Source organism: Neorhizobium sp. R1-B, from assembly GCF_004368875.1.
Classification (GTDB): Bacteria; Pseudomonadota; Alphaproteobacteria; order Rhizobiales; family Rhizobiaceae; genus Neorhizobium; species Neorhizobium huautlense.
Genome location: NZ_SOEM01000004.1, coordinates 413574 through 428972, shown reverse-complemented (window position 1 = coordinate 428972; position 15399 = coordinate 413574). Strand labels below are relative to the sequence as shown.

General features: G+C 61.3%; 13 protein-coding genes. 10 read left to right on the top strand and 3 right to left on the bottom strand.

Translation table 11 applies throughout. From position 1 onward, the window contains the following. Window positions 1–149: 149 nt before the first annotated feature. Together EDE05_RS09060 and EDE05_RS09055 are read right to left on the bottom strand one after the other, a co-directional pair. Window positions 150–1730, bottom strand: coding sequence for a DHA2 family efflux MFS transporter permease subunit (locus EDE05_RS09060; protein ID WP_165924124.1), 1581 nt, complete (start codon window positions 1728–1730; stop codon window positions 150–152). A 19-nt stretch (window positions 1731–1749) separates the two neighbouring features. Then, complete coding sequence (locus EDE05_RS09055) at window positions 1750–2964, bottom strand: HlyD family secretion protein (protein WP_105371555.1); 1215 nt, start codon at window positions 2962–2964, stop codon at window positions 1750–1752. A 133-nt stretch (window positions 2965–3097) separates the two neighbouring features. Here EDE05_RS09055 and EDE05_RS09050 point away from each other — a divergent pair, with 133 nt between their 5' ends. From EDE05_RS09050 to lysS, 5 genes are all read left to right on the top strand, one after another. Beyond that, window positions 3098–3799 (top strand): TetR/AcrR family transcriptional regulator, encoded by a 702-nt coding sequence (locus tag EDE05_RS09050; protein ID WP_112799148.1) that lies wholly within the window; start codon window positions 3098–3100, stop codon window positions 3797–3799. Between the two features lie 94 nt (window positions 3800–3893). Then, the gene (locus tag EDE05_RS09045) at window positions 3894–4649 is read left to right on the top strand and encodes a TerC family protein (protein ID WP_132409347.1); all 756 of its coding nucleotides are present in this window, start codon (window positions 3894–3896) and stop codon (window positions 4647–4649) included. Between the two features lie 253 nt (window positions 4650–4902). Beyond that, window positions 4903–6675 carry an SLC13 family permease gene (locus EDE05_RS09040; protein WP_132409349.1) on the top strand — a complete coding sequence of 591 codons (1773 nt, stop codon included), beginning with the start codon at window positions 4903–4905 and terminating at the stop codon, window positions 6673–6675. 116 nt (window positions 6676–6791) lie between these two features. After that, window positions 6792–8249 carry a glutamate--tRNA ligase gene (gene gltX / locus EDE05_RS09035; RefSeq protein ID WP_105371552.1) on the top strand — a complete coding sequence of 486 codons (1458 nt, stop codon included), beginning with the start codon at window positions 6792–6794 and terminating at the stop codon, window positions 8247–8249. Between the two features lie 175 nt (window positions 8250–8424). After that, window positions 8425–9924 carry a lysine--tRNA ligase gene (gene lysS, locus EDE05_RS09030; protein WP_134100662.1) on the top strand — a complete coding sequence of 500 codons (1500 nt, stop codon included), beginning with the start codon at window positions 8425–8427 and terminating at the stop codon, window positions 9922–9924. A gap of 128 nt (window positions 9925–10052) precedes the next feature. On the opposite strand, the gene EDE05_RS09025 is transcribed toward lysS, so the two are convergent. Continuing rightward, window positions 10053–11252: a hypothetical protein gene (locus tag EDE05_RS09025; protein WP_207914811.1), complete on the bottom strand. Its 1200-nt coding sequence runs from the start codon at window positions 11250–11252 to the stop codon at window positions 10053–10055. Between the two features lie 253 nt (window positions 11253–11505). On the opposite strand from EDE05_RS09025, the gene EDE05_RS09020 reads away from it, so the two are divergent. Genes EDE05_RS09020 through EDE05_RS09000 form a run of 5 tightly spaced genes read left to right on the top strand, consistent with a single transcriptional unit; the run spans window position 11506 to window position 15398 of the window. Continuing rightward, the gene (locus EDE05_RS09020; protein WP_132409353.1) at window positions 11506–12390 is read left to right on the top strand and encodes a metal ABC transporter substrate-binding protein; all 885 of its coding nucleotides are present in this window, start codon (window positions 11506–11508) and stop codon (window positions 12388–12390) included. Beyond that, window positions 12390–13280, top strand: coding sequence for a manganese/iron ABC transporter ATP-binding protein (locus EDE05_RS09015; protein ID WP_105371595.1), 891 nt, complete (start codon window positions 12390–12392; stop codon window positions 13278–13280). The genes EDE05_RS09020 and EDE05_RS09015 overlap by 1 nt, the downstream gene beginning before the upstream one ends. Then, the gene (locus tag EDE05_RS09010; RefSeq protein ID WP_105371549.1) at window positions 13261–14121 is read left to right on the top strand and encodes a metal ABC transporter permease; all 861 of its coding nucleotides are present in this window, start codon (window positions 13261–13263) and stop codon (window positions 14119–14121) included. The genes EDE05_RS09015 and EDE05_RS09010 overlap by 20 nt, the downstream gene beginning before the upstream one ends. After that, complete coding sequence (locus EDE05_RS09005) at window positions 14118–14951, top strand: metal ABC transporter permease (protein WP_132409355.1); 834 nt, start codon at window positions 14118–14120, stop codon at window positions 14949–14951. Before EDE05_RS09010 ends, EDE05_RS09005 begins: the two co-directional genes overlap by 4 nt. Window positions 14952–14996: 45 nt before the next feature. Further along, the gene (locus EDE05_RS09000; protein ID WP_132409357.1) at window positions 14997–15398 is read left to right on the top strand and encodes a MarR family transcriptional regulator; all 402 of its coding nucleotides are present in this window, start codon (window positions 14997–14999) and stop codon (window positions 15396–15398) included. Window position 15399: the final 1 nt, after the last annotated feature.

Sequence of the window (15399 nt, the reverse complement as noted above, 5' to 3'; positions counted from 1 at the left end):
GTCGCCCTTCCGCAGTTGCGCTTCACTTCGCTCGCCATGACCAGCTTACGGTGGGACTTCCACCCACAAGAATGCGCCCATGCTGGGCGCACAACGAAAAAGGCCGTCGCTTGCGCGGCGGCCCTTTCCGGCGGTGGAATCTCTGGAACCTAGTGGCCTCCGCCTCCGGCGCCGGCAGGCGCCGCGGGTTTGGCAATCAGGAAGACGAAAAAGATCAAGCTGGCAAAAAGGCCGGTGAGCAACAGGAAAACGTCCATGAAGGAAAGCAGCCAGGATTGCTGGGTGATGATCCCGGAAATCTTCTGAAGCGCCGCAGAACTGCCGTCGAGTCCGTAGGAATTGAAGTTGGCGCCAACGCTCTCCAGCCAGTCGAGAGCTGCCGGATTGGCGTAGTTCACGTGTTCGGCCAACCGCTGGTAATGCGCGTCGGAACGCTGGGTCAGCATGGTGTTGATGATCGCCAGGCCAACGGCACCGCCGAGATTTCGCGTCAGGTTGAACAGGCCGGAAGCACCCTGGATGCGCGAGGGATGCAGCGTGCCGAGCGCGATATTGTTGATCGGCACCATGCACATCATCATCGACGCGCCGCGCAGGATCTGCGGCAGGAGCAACTCGTAGAAATCCCAGTCCGCCGTGATACCCGTCAGCAGCCAGGTGCCGAGTGCGAAGCCGCCGAAGCCGATCGCCATCATCACCCGAAGGTCGAGAACGTTCGTCAGGCGCCCGACGATCGGAGCGGAAACGAACATCGCAATGCCGGAGACGAACATGGTTTCGCCGATCATCAGCGAGTCATAGCCCCGGATGCGGCCGAGATAGAGGGGATAGAGATAGGTCAGGCCGTAAAGGCCGACGCCCATGACGAATGAAAAGAGCGAGCCGAAGGCGAAATTGGCATTGCCGAAGGCCCTGAGATCGACCACCGGGAATTCGATCTTGAAGGCGCGCCAGAAGAACACCACCGCCCCTAGGACGATGAACACCGTGCCCATGACGATATGTTCGTCGCTGAACCAGTCCTTGTTGTTGCCCTCCTCCAGGACGTATTCCAGCGAGCCGAGGAAAATCGCCATGGAGGCAAGCCCCCACCAGTCGAACTTCTTCCAGAGCTGCATCTGCGGCTTGTCGAAATCGATCATGCTCCAGGCGACGGCAGTTACCAGGATGCCCGGAATGACGTTGACGAGAAAGAGCCAGTGCCAGGAGAAGGCATGGGAGAGATAACCGCCGACCGTTGGTCCGATGGTCGGAGCCAGTGTCGCGACGAGGCCGATGATCGGCGACACGATGCTGCGCTTCGAGGGGGGGAAGATCGTAAAGGCAGCGGCGAAGACGGAAGGGATCATGCCGCCACCGATGAAGCCCTGCAGCGCCCGGTAGACGATCATCTGCTCGATATTCGTGGCGGTGGCGCAGAGCACGCTGGCGATCGTGAAGCCGCCGGCACAGATGGAAAAGAGTACGCGCGTCGAGAGAATGCGGGCGAGCGTTCCCGACAGCGGGATCATGATCACTTCGGCGATCAGATAGGATGTCTGCACCCAGGCGACCTCGTCCGAACCGGCCGACAGGCCCGCCTGGATTTCAGACAGCGATGCCGAGACGATCTGGATGTCGAGGATCGACATGAACATGCCGAAGACCATCGCGAAAAAGGCGATGAGCTTGCGCCTGTCCATAGGTTGGTCGGCGGGCATGACACCCGCCGCGGCCGTTGCTGTAGCCATGGCCGTTCTCCTTGATGGGTTACTTGGCCGCTGCCACGGTGGTGTTGTCCGGCGCGGTGCGCGTGTCGACATCGACAACGACGCTCAATCCCGCGCGCAGATGTTCGCGCTCCAGATCCTCCTTCGGGATCGAGATGCGAACCGGTACGCGCTGGACGACCTTGGTAAAGTTGCCCGTGGCATTTTCAGGCGGCAGCATCGAGAAAACCGCTCCTGACGCTGGCGCGATGGATTCGACAGTGCCGACGATCGGCTGGTCCTCATAGGCATCGACATGCACGCGCACTTTCGAGCCCGGTTCGAGGTGACCGATCTGGGTTTCCTTGAAGTTGGCTTCAATGTAGAGTTCGGTGAGCGGTACGAGCGAGGCAAGCCGCTTGCCGGCCGAAACCAGATCGCCGGTCTGGACCGCGAGATTGCCGATCACGCCATCATAAGGCGCCTTGAGCACGGTGAAACTGAGATCGCGGGCTGCCTGGTCGCGGGCGAGTTCCTGGGTGCGGACCGTATTGACCGCTTCCTTGCGCTGCGCCTGCAGGAGGCCAATATTCGCCTCGGCGGAGGCGACGGCGGCCTGCCCGGCGACGAGATTGGCGCGGGCCTGTTCGAGCGCGATCTTTGCATTGTCGAGGTCGGCGGTGGTGCCTACGGATTTCGCGGCGAGCTCGCTTGCCCGCTTCTGGGTAATCTCGGCGCCGCGTACCGCCGCCTCAAGCGCTCCTTGCTGCGCCTTGGACTGTTCAAGAGCGGCCCGCCCGCCGACGATCTGGGCGTCGATGCGGGAGATTGCGAGATTGGCGGATTCGATCGCCGCTTCTGCTTTTTGGAGCGCAAGCTTATAATCCCCGTCATCAAGCGTGACGAGCGGATCGCCGGCCTTGACGGACTGGTTTTCGACGACGTTTACTTTCGCAACATAACCGGAGACCTTGGGAGAAATGACGGCAAGGTTGCCTTCCACATAGGCATCATCGGTCGAAACGAGGAACCGACCGTCCGTCCACCAGTTGTAACCATACCATCCGGCGCCGCCGAGGAGGGCAAGCGCAATGACCGGCAACAGAAATCCACGCCGCTTCTTCTTTTCAGGCGCCTTCGCGGCGGCCGGCGCAGCGATCGCTTCCGCCGCAGGCTGCTCGGTTGTCGGCCGCTCGTTGCGGGCTTCGGCTTCGCTGGTGCCAATGTTATCCGTCGTTACGGCGCGCAATGCGCCGCCATTTTGAGAGGCCGTCATGTTCGTATACCGTCAATGGGAGTTCAGCATTTCATCGAACCGCTCGGTTCAGTGAGCTTGACATAGACCTTTCGATGACACATATCAAGGGCAATCGAACCGCTCGGTTCGAAAAGGTTAAAAAAGGCATCCAATGGCCAGACAGACAAGGAAGCAGGAGAAATCCGATCCGGTTGCAGCCGGACGTTTCGCGGCAGGGGAAGACCCCGCGAAACGGGAGCAGATCATCGACGGCGCAAGCCGCGTCTTCATGAAGCTCGGCTTCGACGCGGCGAGCATGAACGATATCACCCGCGAGGCGGGGGTGTCGAAGGGCACGATCTACGTCTATTTCCAGAACAAGGAAGATCTGTTCGCGGCACTCGTCGCTCGGGAGAAGGAACGCGTCACGCTACGGATGCGCGATATTCTCGCCGGCAGCGAGGAGGTCGAAGTAGGACTCTACCGATTCGGAATAAACTTCGTTGCGCATATCACCTCCTTGCAGGTGATCAACGCCATGCGAACCGTGATCGGTGTCGTCGACCGCATGCCGAGCCTCTGTCGGCAGTTCTTCAATTCGCCTTCGATGAACGTCCGCACCGTGCTCGACGATTTCATCAGGCGGCACGTAGCGCTGGGCAATCTGAACGTCGAGCATAGCGATCTGGCTGCGCGCCAGTTCATCGACATGACAAGCGGCACCTTCTTCAAGCTGAGGCTGTTCGGCGATCTCTGCGACGTTCCCCCGCAGTCGGAAATCGACGAGGTCGTAAAGGGCGCCATCAAGGTCTTCATGGCCGCCTATGGCGTTCATGACACATCCGTGATCGCAAAAGAGGCGGAACACGCCTGATTTTGGCGGTCGTCGCGTGACCGCCTCTTGTCTTCCCGCTGCCGATCCTTAAATCGGCAGGCGATTGTGTTTTGCGATTGAAAGGGAAGATTGGATGGACATTGCAGCGCTTGTAGCAGACCCGGCGGCCTGGGTAGCGCTCGTTACACTTGTGGTCATGGAAGTCGTGCTCGGCATCGACAACCTGATTTTCATTTCCATCCTCACCAACAAGCTGCCTCCTGAGCACCGCGACCGAGCTCGCAAGATCGGCATCGGCCTGGCGCTCATCATGCGCCTTGCTTTGCTCGGTACGATCGCCTGGATCGTCCAGCTCACCAATCCGCTGTTTGAGCTTTTTGGCCACCCCTTTTCCTGGAAAGATATCATCCTCATCGCCGGTGGCCTCTTCCTCGTCTGGAAGGCGACGAAGGAAATCCACCACAACGTCGATCCGGAGGATCACAAGGAGGATATGGTTGGCGGCGCGGCCAGCATGTCTTTTGCAGCTGCCATCGGGCAGATTCTCCTCCTGGACCTGGTCTTCTCGATCGACAGCATCATCACGGCCGTCGGCATGACCGAACATCTGCCGATCATGATCGTCGCGGTGATCGCGGCCGTGACCGTGATGCTGGTGGCCGCAACTCCGCTCGCCAATTTCATCGAGAGGAACCCGACGATCGTGATGCTCGCGCTCGGTTTCCTGTTGATGATCGGCACGACGCTGATCGCCGACGGCATGGGCTTCCACGTGCCAAAGGGCTACGTCTATTCGGCCATGGCCTTCTCGGCGCTGGTCGAAATCCTGAACATGATCGCCCGCAACGCCCGCCGGAAGAAGAAGGCGGGGCAGCAAACGCTGCACTGAGACCGGAGAATATGAAAAGGGCGCCCGCGGCGCCCTTTTTCGTTTGCCCGCGGTATACGATTGTGCCCCCCCGGCGAGACTGTCTCCATGCGGCACCCCCTGCGGAGCAATATCCTGCTCCAGGGTTGTTTAGCATTCGAACCTGCTTTATCGGAACTTTGGACTGCCGGCGGAATTGATGCGCTACCTCGGAGCGGCGATTTCCTCCAAAAGCGGAAACTCATTCGCCGACCTCTCAAAGCTGCGGAGCCGCATGACCACACAGCAGATCCTCGCCTTCACCCTGATCGCCGTCATGATGGCGGTCTTCATCTGGGATCGGTTCCGTTACGACGTCGTCGCCTGTTGTGCACTGGTGCTGGCGGTGGCACTGGGCGTCGTGCCGGTCGACAAGGCATTTTCCGGCTTCTCGGACGATATCGTCATCATCGTCGGCAGCGCACTCGTCGTCAGCGCCGGCGTCGCCCGCTCGGGCATCGTCGACATGGCGGTCAAGAAATTTTTCCCGAACCTCAACACGCTGCACACCCAGCTGGCGCTGCTGATGATCGCGGTGGCACTGCTTTCCGCCTTCATCAAGAATATCGGCGCCTTGGCTATCATGATGCCGGTCGCCTTCCAGTTCTCCAAGAAATCCGGCGCATCGCCTTCGAAATACCTGATGCCGATGGCTTTTGCGGCTCTTCTCGGAGGGTTGATGACGCAGATCGGCACCTCGCCGAACATCGTCGTCTCGAGGCTGAGGCAGGAACTCACCGGCAGTTCCTTCACCATGTTCGACTTTACGCCGATGGGTGCGCTGCTGACCGTCGTCGGCATCACCTTCCTGCTCTTCTTCCATTGGCTGGTGCCCAGCCGGACGAAGCAGAACAACTCGATCGAAGAAGCGATAGAGATCAAGAACTACACCTCGGAAGTATCGGTCACTGCGCAATCCGCCGTGCTCGGCAAGCCGATCAGCGATCTGCTGAAGCTGGGCGACGGCGAGGTCATCGCCACGGCCGTTCTGCGCGGCACGGCCCGCATGTCGCCGTTTCCCGATCTCCAGTTGCGCGAGGGCGACGCCGTATTGCTCGAGGGTCCCTCGAACGAGCTCGACCGGATCGTCTCCAGCGGTCGATTGAAACTTTCTGGCAAACCGCTGAGCGGCAAGGGCCAGGCCCGCCCGGATGTGATTTCCGTCGAGGCCGTCATCAGCCAGGAATCGACGCTGAGGGGGCTTTCCGCCAAGGAACTGGCCCTATCCTACACGCGCGGCGTCAATCTCCTGGCGATCAGCCGCCGCGGCGAGCGGCTCAAGGAACGGCTGGGGAACCTGACGCTGATGGCCGGCGATGTGCTGGTACTGCAAGGAAGCCGCAAGAACCTGCCCGGCGTGCTGCAGGACTTTTCCCTGTTGCCGCTTGCCCAGCGCGAAATTCTGCTCGGCACCCACCGGCGCGCGTTCGTGCCTCTGATCATCCTGGCGCTCGCCATGGCGGCGACCGCGGTGGGTATCGCTCCCGTGCCCGTCGCGTTCTTCGCAGCAGCATTAGGCATGGTCGTGTTTCGCGCCATACCGCTTGCGGACTTCTACAAGGCGGTCGACGGACCGATCCTCGTTATGCTGGCAGCCCTGATCCCCGTGTCGGATTCGCTGCGGACCACGGGCGGCAGCGAACTGATCGCCGGCTGGCTCGGCGGTGTGGCGGCAAGCCTGCCAGCATGGGGGGCGCTGGCGCTGATCACCATCACGGCCATGGCCGTCACACCCTTCCTGAACAATGCCGCGACGGTACTCGTCATGGGACCGATCGCCGCGAGCTTCGCGACCAATCTCGGTTTCAGGCCCGAGGCTTTCCTGATGGCGGTGGCGATCGGCGCCGGTTGCGATTTCCTGACACCCGTCGGCCACCAGTGCAACACGCTGGTCTTCGGCCCCGGCGGCTACCGGTTCTCCGACTATCCGCGCCTTGGCCTGCCGCTTTCGTTCCTGATCGTCCTCGTCAGCGTCCCGGCGCTGCTCTATGTCTGGCCCGTGAGGTAGGATTGCGGCCAAGAACCTTGACGCCTGCGGCTGAATATGCGCTAAGGCCTGCCTCAAATCCTTAGTCCCGATAAGCAGGTTCGCGCCGCTGAAGGCGCAAAGATCGAGCAGTATTCATGACAATCACCGGCCCCCGCGTCCGCATCGCCCCCTCGCCCACCGGCGAGCCGCATGTCGGCACCGCCTATATCGCTCTCTTCAACTACCTCTTCGCCAAAAAGCACGGCGGTACGTTCATTCTCCGCATTGAAGATACCGATGCGACGCGCTCGACGCTGGAATTCGAACAGAAGGTGCTGGATGCACTGAAATGGACCGGCCTCAGCTGGTCTGAAGGTCCGGATGTCGGCGGCCCCTACGGCCCCTACCGCCAGTCGGACCGCAAGGCGATGTATCAGCCCTACGGCCAGGAGCTTCTGAACAAGGGCCATGCCTTCCGCTGCTTCTGCACGCCGGAACGCCTCGAACAGATGCGCGAGGCCCAGCGCGCCGCCGGCAAGCCGCCGAAATACGACGGCCTCTGCCTCAATCTGACCGCAGAAGAAGTGACCGCCAAGATGGCGGCGGGCGAAAGCTCGGTCATCCGCATGAAGATCCCTACGGAAGGTTCCTGCGATTTCCACGACGGCGTCTACGGCGACGTGTCGATCCCATGGGATTCGGTCGATATGCAGGTGCTGATCAAGGGCGACGGCATGCCGACCTATCATATGGCGAATGTCATCGACGACCACCTGATGAAGATCACCCATGTGGCACGCGGCGAGGAATGGCTGGCGTCCGTGCCGAAGCACATCCTGCTCTATCGCTATTTCGGTTGGGAGCAGCCGGTCTTCATGCATCTCTCGCTGATGCGAAATGCCGACAAGTCGAAGCTGTCGAAGCGCAAGAACCCGACCTCGATCTCCTATTATTCCGCGCTCGGTTACCTGCCGGAAGCACTGATGAACTTCCTCGGTCTGTTCTTCGTGCAGATCCCGGAAGGCGAAGAAATGCTGACCATGGACGAGCTGACGGCAAAGTTCGATCCGGACAACCTTTCGAAGGCCGGCGCGATCTTCGACATCCAGAAACTCGACTGGCTGAACGGCCGCTGGATCCGCGAGAAGCTTTCGCCGGAAGACTTTATTGCCCGCACGCTCGAATGGGCCTCGGAAAACAGCCGCCTGACGGAAGGCCTGAAGCTCTCCCAGAGCCGGATCTCGAAGCTCGGCGAACTGCCGGGCCTCGCCGGCTTCCTGCTTTCCAACGATGTCGGCCTGACGCCCGCCTCCTTCGCCGGCCTCAAGACCAACCCGGCCGAGACGCTTGAAATCCTGCAGACGGTCCAGGCCGATCTCGAAAAGATGATCGAATGGAACGTCGAGTCGATCGATGCGGAGCTGCGCGCAATCTCCGACAAGCTCGGCAAGAAGCTGCGCGTCGTCACGCCGCCGCTTTTCGTCGCCGTCTCGGGTTCGTCCCGCTCGCTGCCGCTGTTTGACTCCATGGCGCTGCTCGGCCGATCAGTGGTGCGCCAGCGCCTGAAGATCGCCGCCACGGTGGTGGCTTCGATGGTGGGAAGCGCGGCCTAGTCCGCAGCCCCCTCATCCGCCTGCCGGCACCTTCTCCCCGAGGGGGAGAAGAAAGTTGCGGCACCGGCGGCATACTCTAATTTCCCTCTCCCCTCGGGGAGAGGGTGGGGTGAGGGGGCCAAAGGCTCCGCATAGCAAATTGATCTGCGGCGATATCGCCGAAAAGGCAAACACGATGACCGACAATAACACGACTGAAACCGCCCTCTCCTCCGACGCGACGCAGGTGCGCGCCCAGAAGCTCGCCATCCTTCGCGACAAGGTCGGCGACGTCTATCCGGCGCATTTCCACCGGACGCTGACGAATGCGGAGCTCGCCGAGAAATACAAGAACCTCGAGGCGGACGTGGAAACGCAGGATATCGTCACCGTTGCCGGCCGTGTCTATTCCTCGCGCAATTCTGGCATGTTCATGGATATCCATGACGCTTCGGGCAAGGTGCAGATCTTCTCGCACAAGGACACCACCCCGGAGGATGCCCGTGCGCTTCTGTCGCTTATCGATATCGGCGACATCGTCGGGGTGACCGGCGTCGTGCGCCGCACCAAGCGGGGCGAGCTGACGATCAACGCCCAGTCGATCATCATGCTCACCAAGTCGCTGCTGCCAATGCCGGAAAAGTGGCATGGCCTCTCCGATATCGAGCTGCGCTACCGCAAGCGCCATCTCGACATCATGACCAACGAAGAATCCAAGCTTCGTTTCCAGCAGCGTTCGAAGATCGTGTCCGGCATCCGCCGCTTCATGGAAAACGATGGCTTCATGGAAGTCGAGACGCCGATGCTGCAGGCGATCTACGGCGGGGCCACCGCCGAACCGTTCAAGACGCATCACAACACGCTGAAGCTCGACATGTATCTGCGCATCGCGCCGGAACTGTATCTGAAGCGCACGCTGGTCTCGGGCCTCACCGACAAGGTGTTCGAGATCAACCGCAACTTTAGGAACGAAGGCGTCTCGACCCGCCATAATCCCGAATTCACGATGATGGAATGCTACTGGGCCTATGCCGACTACGAAGACATGATGGATCTCGTGGAGCGCATGTTCCAGACGCTCGCCTTGAGCATCCACGGCTCGACCGAGTTCAAGTTCCAGGACAAGGAGCTTTCGTTCAAGGGCCCATTCAACCGCGTGTCCATGCCCGACGCCGTCAAGCAAGCGACCGGCATCGACTTTCTGTCGATCAAGACCGACGAGGAAGCCCGCGCCGCGGCACAAGCCGCCGGCTTCGAGGTGGAGAAGGACTGGACCTGGGGCGAATGCCTCGCTTTCATCTTCGAGGAAAAGGTCGAGCCGACGCTGATCCAGCCGAGCCACGTCACCCATTTTCCGAAGGACATCTCGCCGTTTGCCAAGGAAGTGCCGGGCGAACCGCGCCTCGTCGAGCGCTTCGAGACCTATTGCAATACCTGGGAGCTCGGCAACGCGTTTTCCGAACTCAACGATCCGGAAGAGCAGCGCCGGCGCATGGTGGAGCAGCTCGAGCAGGCACATGCCCGCGGCGAGAAGGACAAGCAGCTGGACGACGAATTCCTCGACGCGATGGATCAGGGCATGCCGCCCGCCGGCGGCTTGGGCATCGGCGTCGACCGTCTTGTCATGCTGTTGACGGATTCGCCATCCATCCGCGACGTGATCCTCTTCCCGGCGCGCCGCGCGAAGGCGGATTGAGCAGCTCTGCTGATTTCGGATAGGCAAGCCTTACCAACGAAATCCATGGTCTTAGCTTCAGCTAAGACCATGGATTTTATAGCCTCTCCTCTTGCAGGGAAATCGCAAGGGAGGGATCCCCTCCAAATTCAATGCGCCGGCTTTACGGACGCTTCCTCGTCCGGCTTGGCTGCAGCGGGCGGAACTTGACCCGGTTCCTTGCCTTTCACCGGCTGCTGGCCCTCTTCACCGCGCATCTTGGCAAGCCAGGCAGCGCCTGCCGCATCGGCATCCATTTTTCCGCCGGTCGGCTGCGGGGCCGCTTCGCCATGCACGGTTTCTGCCCGTTTTTCATCCGCACCGGTCGCCTTCGACCAACGCTTGCCGCCTTCTGCCGCAGTCCTCGGCTCCGGAGCGGGCTCGTGCGGGCCTGGCTTTGCAGCCGGGGCAGAGGCCTGATCGCCGTGATCCTCGGCTGCCGCGTGGTTGTCTGCAGGCGCCCCATGACCATCGGCCGGAACCGGCGCGTGGTCCGCAGCTTCTGTAACATGACCTTCCGCCGGCGGCGCCTTCTCGCCGGAACCGAAGATCATGCCGCTTATGGAACCCAGCAAACCACCGCCATCCTTGGCTGCGACCTCGTCCCCATGCCCTTCGGCGGGAGCTCCGTGGCCTTCGGCCGCCGGTTCTTCGCCATGTCCGCCACTGCTTTCACCGTGGCCGCCTGACGTCTCGCCGTGCCCGCCGGCAGGTGCGCCATGCGCGCCCTCCGGAACCGCAGCCGCAGGTTCGACGCAATCGGCATGATCGGTCAGCCGCGCCGTGACCGCCTCGACATCTTCGGCCGGCAGGTCGATGCGCATGCCGTAATATTCGCCGCTGGCATTGGCCGAACCGTCGAGATAATAGGCGGAGTAGACCGCCGCGGCAGTCCCCTTCGGCATCTTGCCGGGATCAGGAATATAGATGACCTGCGCGCCGATCATCCGGCCGCGCATCAAGGCTCGGTCCGTCGGGCCGGCCTTGTCGATCAGCGCCACCTGGACGAGATCCGCCTTCTCCTTTTCCTGCACCGCGCGGGCGACCCGGAGCGCCGTGCGGATACGCGCCATGCCGTCGCCCGCTTCTTCGGTGGTAACGTATTTGCGGACCCAATAGCGCTGGTCGCGCTTGATCTTGATCGTCTCCAGAGCAGTGCATTCGAACCCGTTCATCTCCAGATAGGACGGGCCGAGAAGCTTGTCCGCACCAACGAAGACCGCTGCCGCGCCGCTGCCGCCACCCAGCACGACAATGCCGCCCATGATCAGGATGAGCTTTTTCGAGACCCGGAACGCCAGGCCCTTCACTTGCCGAACTCCGGCATGGTCAACCCCACTTTACGCAAAACAACCGAGGGAATATCGGCGGCATAATCGGTCATTCTCCTTGAAGAAGCTTTAAGCCCGCGCGGATGTTTCGACCGATCATCCGAAACCGGCCCTGCCTTTTCCATCGCTCAACCACATGTCTAGTTGCAAATGATTTGCAATAGCATTGACAGAAGCAAAATCCCGACTAGGTTAGATTGCGAATGAATTGCAGCTAGGGATCCGTCGCCGCATGTCTTTCCGAAAATTCCTCCTCATCGCAGCCGTTCTGGCGGTGCCCGCGTTTGCCAATGCGCAGGAAAAGCCGAAGGTCGTGACCACCTTCACCGTCATCGCCGACATGGCAAAGAACGTCGCGGGCAATGCAGCCGACGTGGAAAGCATCACCAAGGCGGGCGCCGAGATTCACAACTACCAGCCGACCCCGCGAGATATTCTGCGCGCCCGCGACGCGGACCTCGTTCTTCGCAACGGACTGAACCTCGAGCAATGGTTCGAAAAATTCCTCGCCAATCTCGGCAAGGTGCCGAGCGTTACGGTCTCCGATGGCGTCGAGCCGATGGCGATCGCCGGAGGCGCCTATCAGGGCAAACCGAACCCGCATGCCTGGATGTCGCCGGAAAACGCGGTGATCTATGTCGAGAACATCCGCAAGGGTCTTTCCGAAATCGATCCGGCGCATGCCGACACCTATGCCGCCAATGCCAAGGCTTATACGGACAAGATCCGGGCTGCGGTCCAGCCGATCCGCGATATACTTGGCAAACTGCCGGAAGATCACCGCTGGCTGGTGACGAGCGAAGGGGCCTTTTCCTATCTCGCCCGCGATTTCGGCCTCAAGGAACTCTATCTCTGGCCGGTGAATGCCGACAGCCAGGGCACGCCGCAGCAGGTGCGCGAAGTCATCGACGCGATGCGCGAGCATCAGATCAAGGTCATTTTCAGCGAAAGCACGGTGTCCGACAAGCCGGCGAAGCAGATCGCCTCCGAAACCGGCGCGACATATGCGGGCGTCCTCTATGTCGACTCGCTTAGCGAGGAAGGCGGACCGGTGCCGACCTATCTCGACCTACTTCGAGTGACCACCGAAACAATCGCAAAAGGTCTTTCGCAATGATGATGGGCAAGACGGCGCCGACAAGCGCCGGACTGAAACTGGACAACGTCACTGTCGCCTATCGCAACGGGTTGACTGCGCTCAGGCATGCGAGCTTCGTCGTGCCGAAGGGCACCATCACGGCACTGGTCGGCGTCAATGGCGCCGGCAAGTCCACCCTCTTCAAGGCGATCATGGGCTTCGTCACGCTCACCGAAGGTTCCGTCGAAATTCTCGGGATGCCCGCCCGGGAAGCGCTCCGCAAGAACCTCGTCGCCTATGTGCCGCAGGCCGAAGAGGTGGACTGGAACTTCCCGGTGCTTGTCGAGGACGTGGTGATGATGGGCCGCTACGGCCACATGAATTTTCTGAGGATCCCCTCGCGCCACGACCACGACATGGTTACCCGCGCTCTGCAGCGGGTGAACATGGAGGACTACCGCAAGCGCCAGATTGGTGAACTCTCCGGCGGACAGAGGAAGCGCGTCTTCCTCGCCCGGGCGCTCGCGCAGGAGGGACAGGTGATCCTGCTCGACGAGCCTTTTACCGGTGTGGATGTGACGACCGAGGAACAGATCGTCGAACTTCTGCGGGCCCTGCGCGACGAAGGCCGCGTCATGCTGGTCTCGACCCACAATCTCGGCAGCGTGCCGGACTTCTGCGACCGCACCGTCTTCGTGAAGGGCACAGTGCTCGCCTATGGAAAGACCGAGGACACGTTCACGGAAGCCAATCTGGAACTGGCCTTCGGCGGCGTGCTGCGCCACTTCATCCTCGGCGGCTCCGATCTCCACGACGATGCCGACGAACGCAGGGTCAAGGTTATCAGCGACGACGAACGGCCCTTCGTGACCTACGGCAACGGCCAACAAAAGGCTTCGGTGAAGACAGATGCTCCAGACGCTCCTTGAGCCCTTCACCTATGGCTATATGCTGAACGCCATCTGGGTCAGCGCGCTGGTTGGAGGCGTCTGCGGCTTCCTCTCCGCCTACCTGATGCTGAAAGGCTGGTCGCTGATCGGCGATGCGCTTTCCCATTCTATCGTGCCCGGCGTGGCAGGAGCCTACATGCTCGGCCTGCCCTTCTCGATCGGCGCCTTCCTGTCGGGCGGACTGGCGGCGGGCGCGATGCTCTTCCTCAACCAGCGCACGCGGTTGAAGGAGGACGCCATCATCGGCCTGATCTTCACCTCCTTTTTCGGTCTCGGCCTCTTCATGGTGTCACTGTCGCCGACTTCGGTGAATATCCAGACGATCGTGCTCGGCAACATTCTCGCCATCACACCCGCGGACACGATCCAACTCGTCATCATCGGCGGCGTCAGCCTTGCGATCTTGGCGCTGAAATGGAAGGACCTGATGGTGACTTTCTTCGACGAGAACCATGCCCGCACCATCGGCCTGAAACCCGACCTCCTGAAAATCCTGTTCTTCACATTGCTGTCGGCTTCCACCGTCGCAGCACTCCAGACCGTCGGCGCCTTCCTCGTCATCGCCATGGTCGTGACGCCCGGCGCAACCGCCTATCTGCTGACCGACCGTTTCGACAGGCTCGTCCTGATGGGGCTCGTGATCGGCGCCGCAACAAGTTTCGTCGGCGCCTATCTGAGCTACTTCCTCGACGGCGCGACAGGCGGCATCATTGTCGTGCTGCAGACAGCACTTTTCCTCGCCGCCTTCCTGTTCGCTCCGAAACACGGAATGCTCGCGGCCCGCAGGCGGCTGCGCAAGACGCTGGAGGAAACCGCATGAGCGAGATCCTAGAACTGGCGATCCTGCCCTTCCAGTTGCCCTTCATGCAATCGGCCTTCATCGTGACGCTGATGATTGCCGTGCCGATGGCGATCCTCTCCTGCTTCCTGGTGCTGAAGGGGTGGTCGCTGATGGGGGATGCCGTCTCCCATGCGGTGCTGCCGGGCGTCGTTGTCGCCTACATTCTCGCCATTCCGCTCTCCGTCGGCGCCTTCGCGGCCGGCATGATCTGCGCGCTCGCCACCGGCTTTTTGAAGGAGAACAGCCGGATCAAGGAGGATACGGTCCTCGGCATCGTCTTTTCCGGCATGTTCGGGCTGGGGCTTGTGCTTTATGTGAAGGTGCAGTCCGACGTGCATCTCGACCACATCCTCTTCGGCGATATGCTCGGCCTCCTGCCCTCCGACCTTGTTGAAACCGGCTTGATCTCGCTTGCCGCGACCCTGTTCCTTGTGATCCTGCGCAAGGACCTGCTGGTCCATTCCTTCGATGAACAGCATGCCAAGGCGATCGGCCTGCCGACGCGCCTGCTGCATTACGGATTGCTCGCGGTGCTGTCGCTGACCGTCGTCGGCGCGCTGAAGGCGGTGGGCATCATCCTTTCGGTCGCCATGCTGGTCGCGCCCGGCGCCATCGCCTTCCTGCTCACCCGCCGCTTCACGGCGATGCTGCTGACGGCGGTGGCGATCGCGGTCGGGGCCTCAGTCTGCGGCATCTACCTGAGCTTCCTCATCGACAGCGCCCCCGCCCCGACCATTGTGCTGCTGATGACTGCGCTGTTCATCATCGCCTTCCTCAAGACCACACTGACGCCGCGCGCCGCTGTCTGAACTTTGCCCTTGCGCAACCCACGTCGCGGGTATATACCCGCAGCCATGCCTAACGACACTTGCCACTGCATCATGCTGCGCCAGGCCTCCCGAAAGGTTTCGTCTTACTACGACGAGGCGCTGGCGCCGCTCGGGGTGAATATCGGTCAATTCAGCCTGCTGCGTAACATCAAACGGCTGGAACCGGTCTCGCTCACCGAGCTTGCCGGCAAGGTCGAGCTCGACCGCTCGACGGTCGGCCGCAACACGAAAGTGCTGGAGCGCATGGGGCTGGTTGCGATCGGCCATGGCGAGGACCAGCGGGAAGCGATGCTGACGCTGACGGAAAAAGGCCGCGACCTGCTGAAGGAAGGCGCGCCACTGTGGGATAGCGTTCAGGAGGATATCGAAGACCGGCTCGGCCCGGAGAAGACCAAGCAGCTTCTGGAGCTGCTCAAAGAGCTCTGAT

Coding starts and splice junctions, on each gene's coding strand:
- EDE05_RS09060 (WP_165924124.1), bottom strand. CDS start 1,730: ATGGCTACAGCAACGGCCGCGGCGGGTGTCATGCCCGCCGACCAACCT.
- EDE05_RS09055 (WP_105371555.1), bottom strand. CDS start 2,964: ATGACGGCCTCTCAAAATGGCGGCGCATTGCGCGCCGTAACGACGGAT.
- EDE05_RS09050 (WP_112799148.1), top strand. CDS start 3,098: ATGGCCAGACAGACAAGGAAGCAGGAGAAATCCGATCCGGTTGCAGCC.
- EDE05_RS09045 (WP_132409347.1), top strand. CDS start 3,894: ATGGACATTGCAGCGCTTGTAGCAGACCCGGCGGCCTGGGTAGCGCTC.
- EDE05_RS09040 (WP_132409349.1), top strand. CDS start 4,903: ATGACCACACAGCAGATCCTCGCCTTCACCCTGATCGCCGTCATGATG.
- gltX (WP_105371552.1), top strand. CDS start 6,792: ATGACAATCACCGGCCCCCGCGTCCGCATCGCCCCCTCGCCCACCGGC.
- lysS (WP_134100662.1), top strand. CDS start 8,425: ATGACCGACAATAACACGACTGAAACCGCCCTCTCCTCCGACGCGACG.
- EDE05_RS09020 (WP_132409353.1), top strand. CDS start 11,506: ATGTCTTTCCGAAAATTCCTCCTCATCGCAGCCGTTCTGGCGGTGCCC.
- EDE05_RS09015 (WP_105371595.1), top strand. CDS start 12,390: ATGATGGGCAAGACGGCGCCGACAAGCGCCGGACTGAAACTGGACAAC.
- EDE05_RS09010 (WP_105371549.1), top strand. CDS start 13,261: ATGCTCCAGACGCTCCTTGAGCCCTTCACCTATGGCTATATGCTGAAC.
- EDE05_RS09005 (WP_132409355.1), top strand. CDS start 14,118: ATGAGCGAGATCCTAGAACTGGCGATCCTGCCCTTCCAGTTGCCCTTC.
- EDE05_RS09000 (WP_132409357.1), top strand. CDS start 14,997: ATGCCTAACGACACTTGCCACTGCATCATGCTGCGCCAGGCCTCCCGA.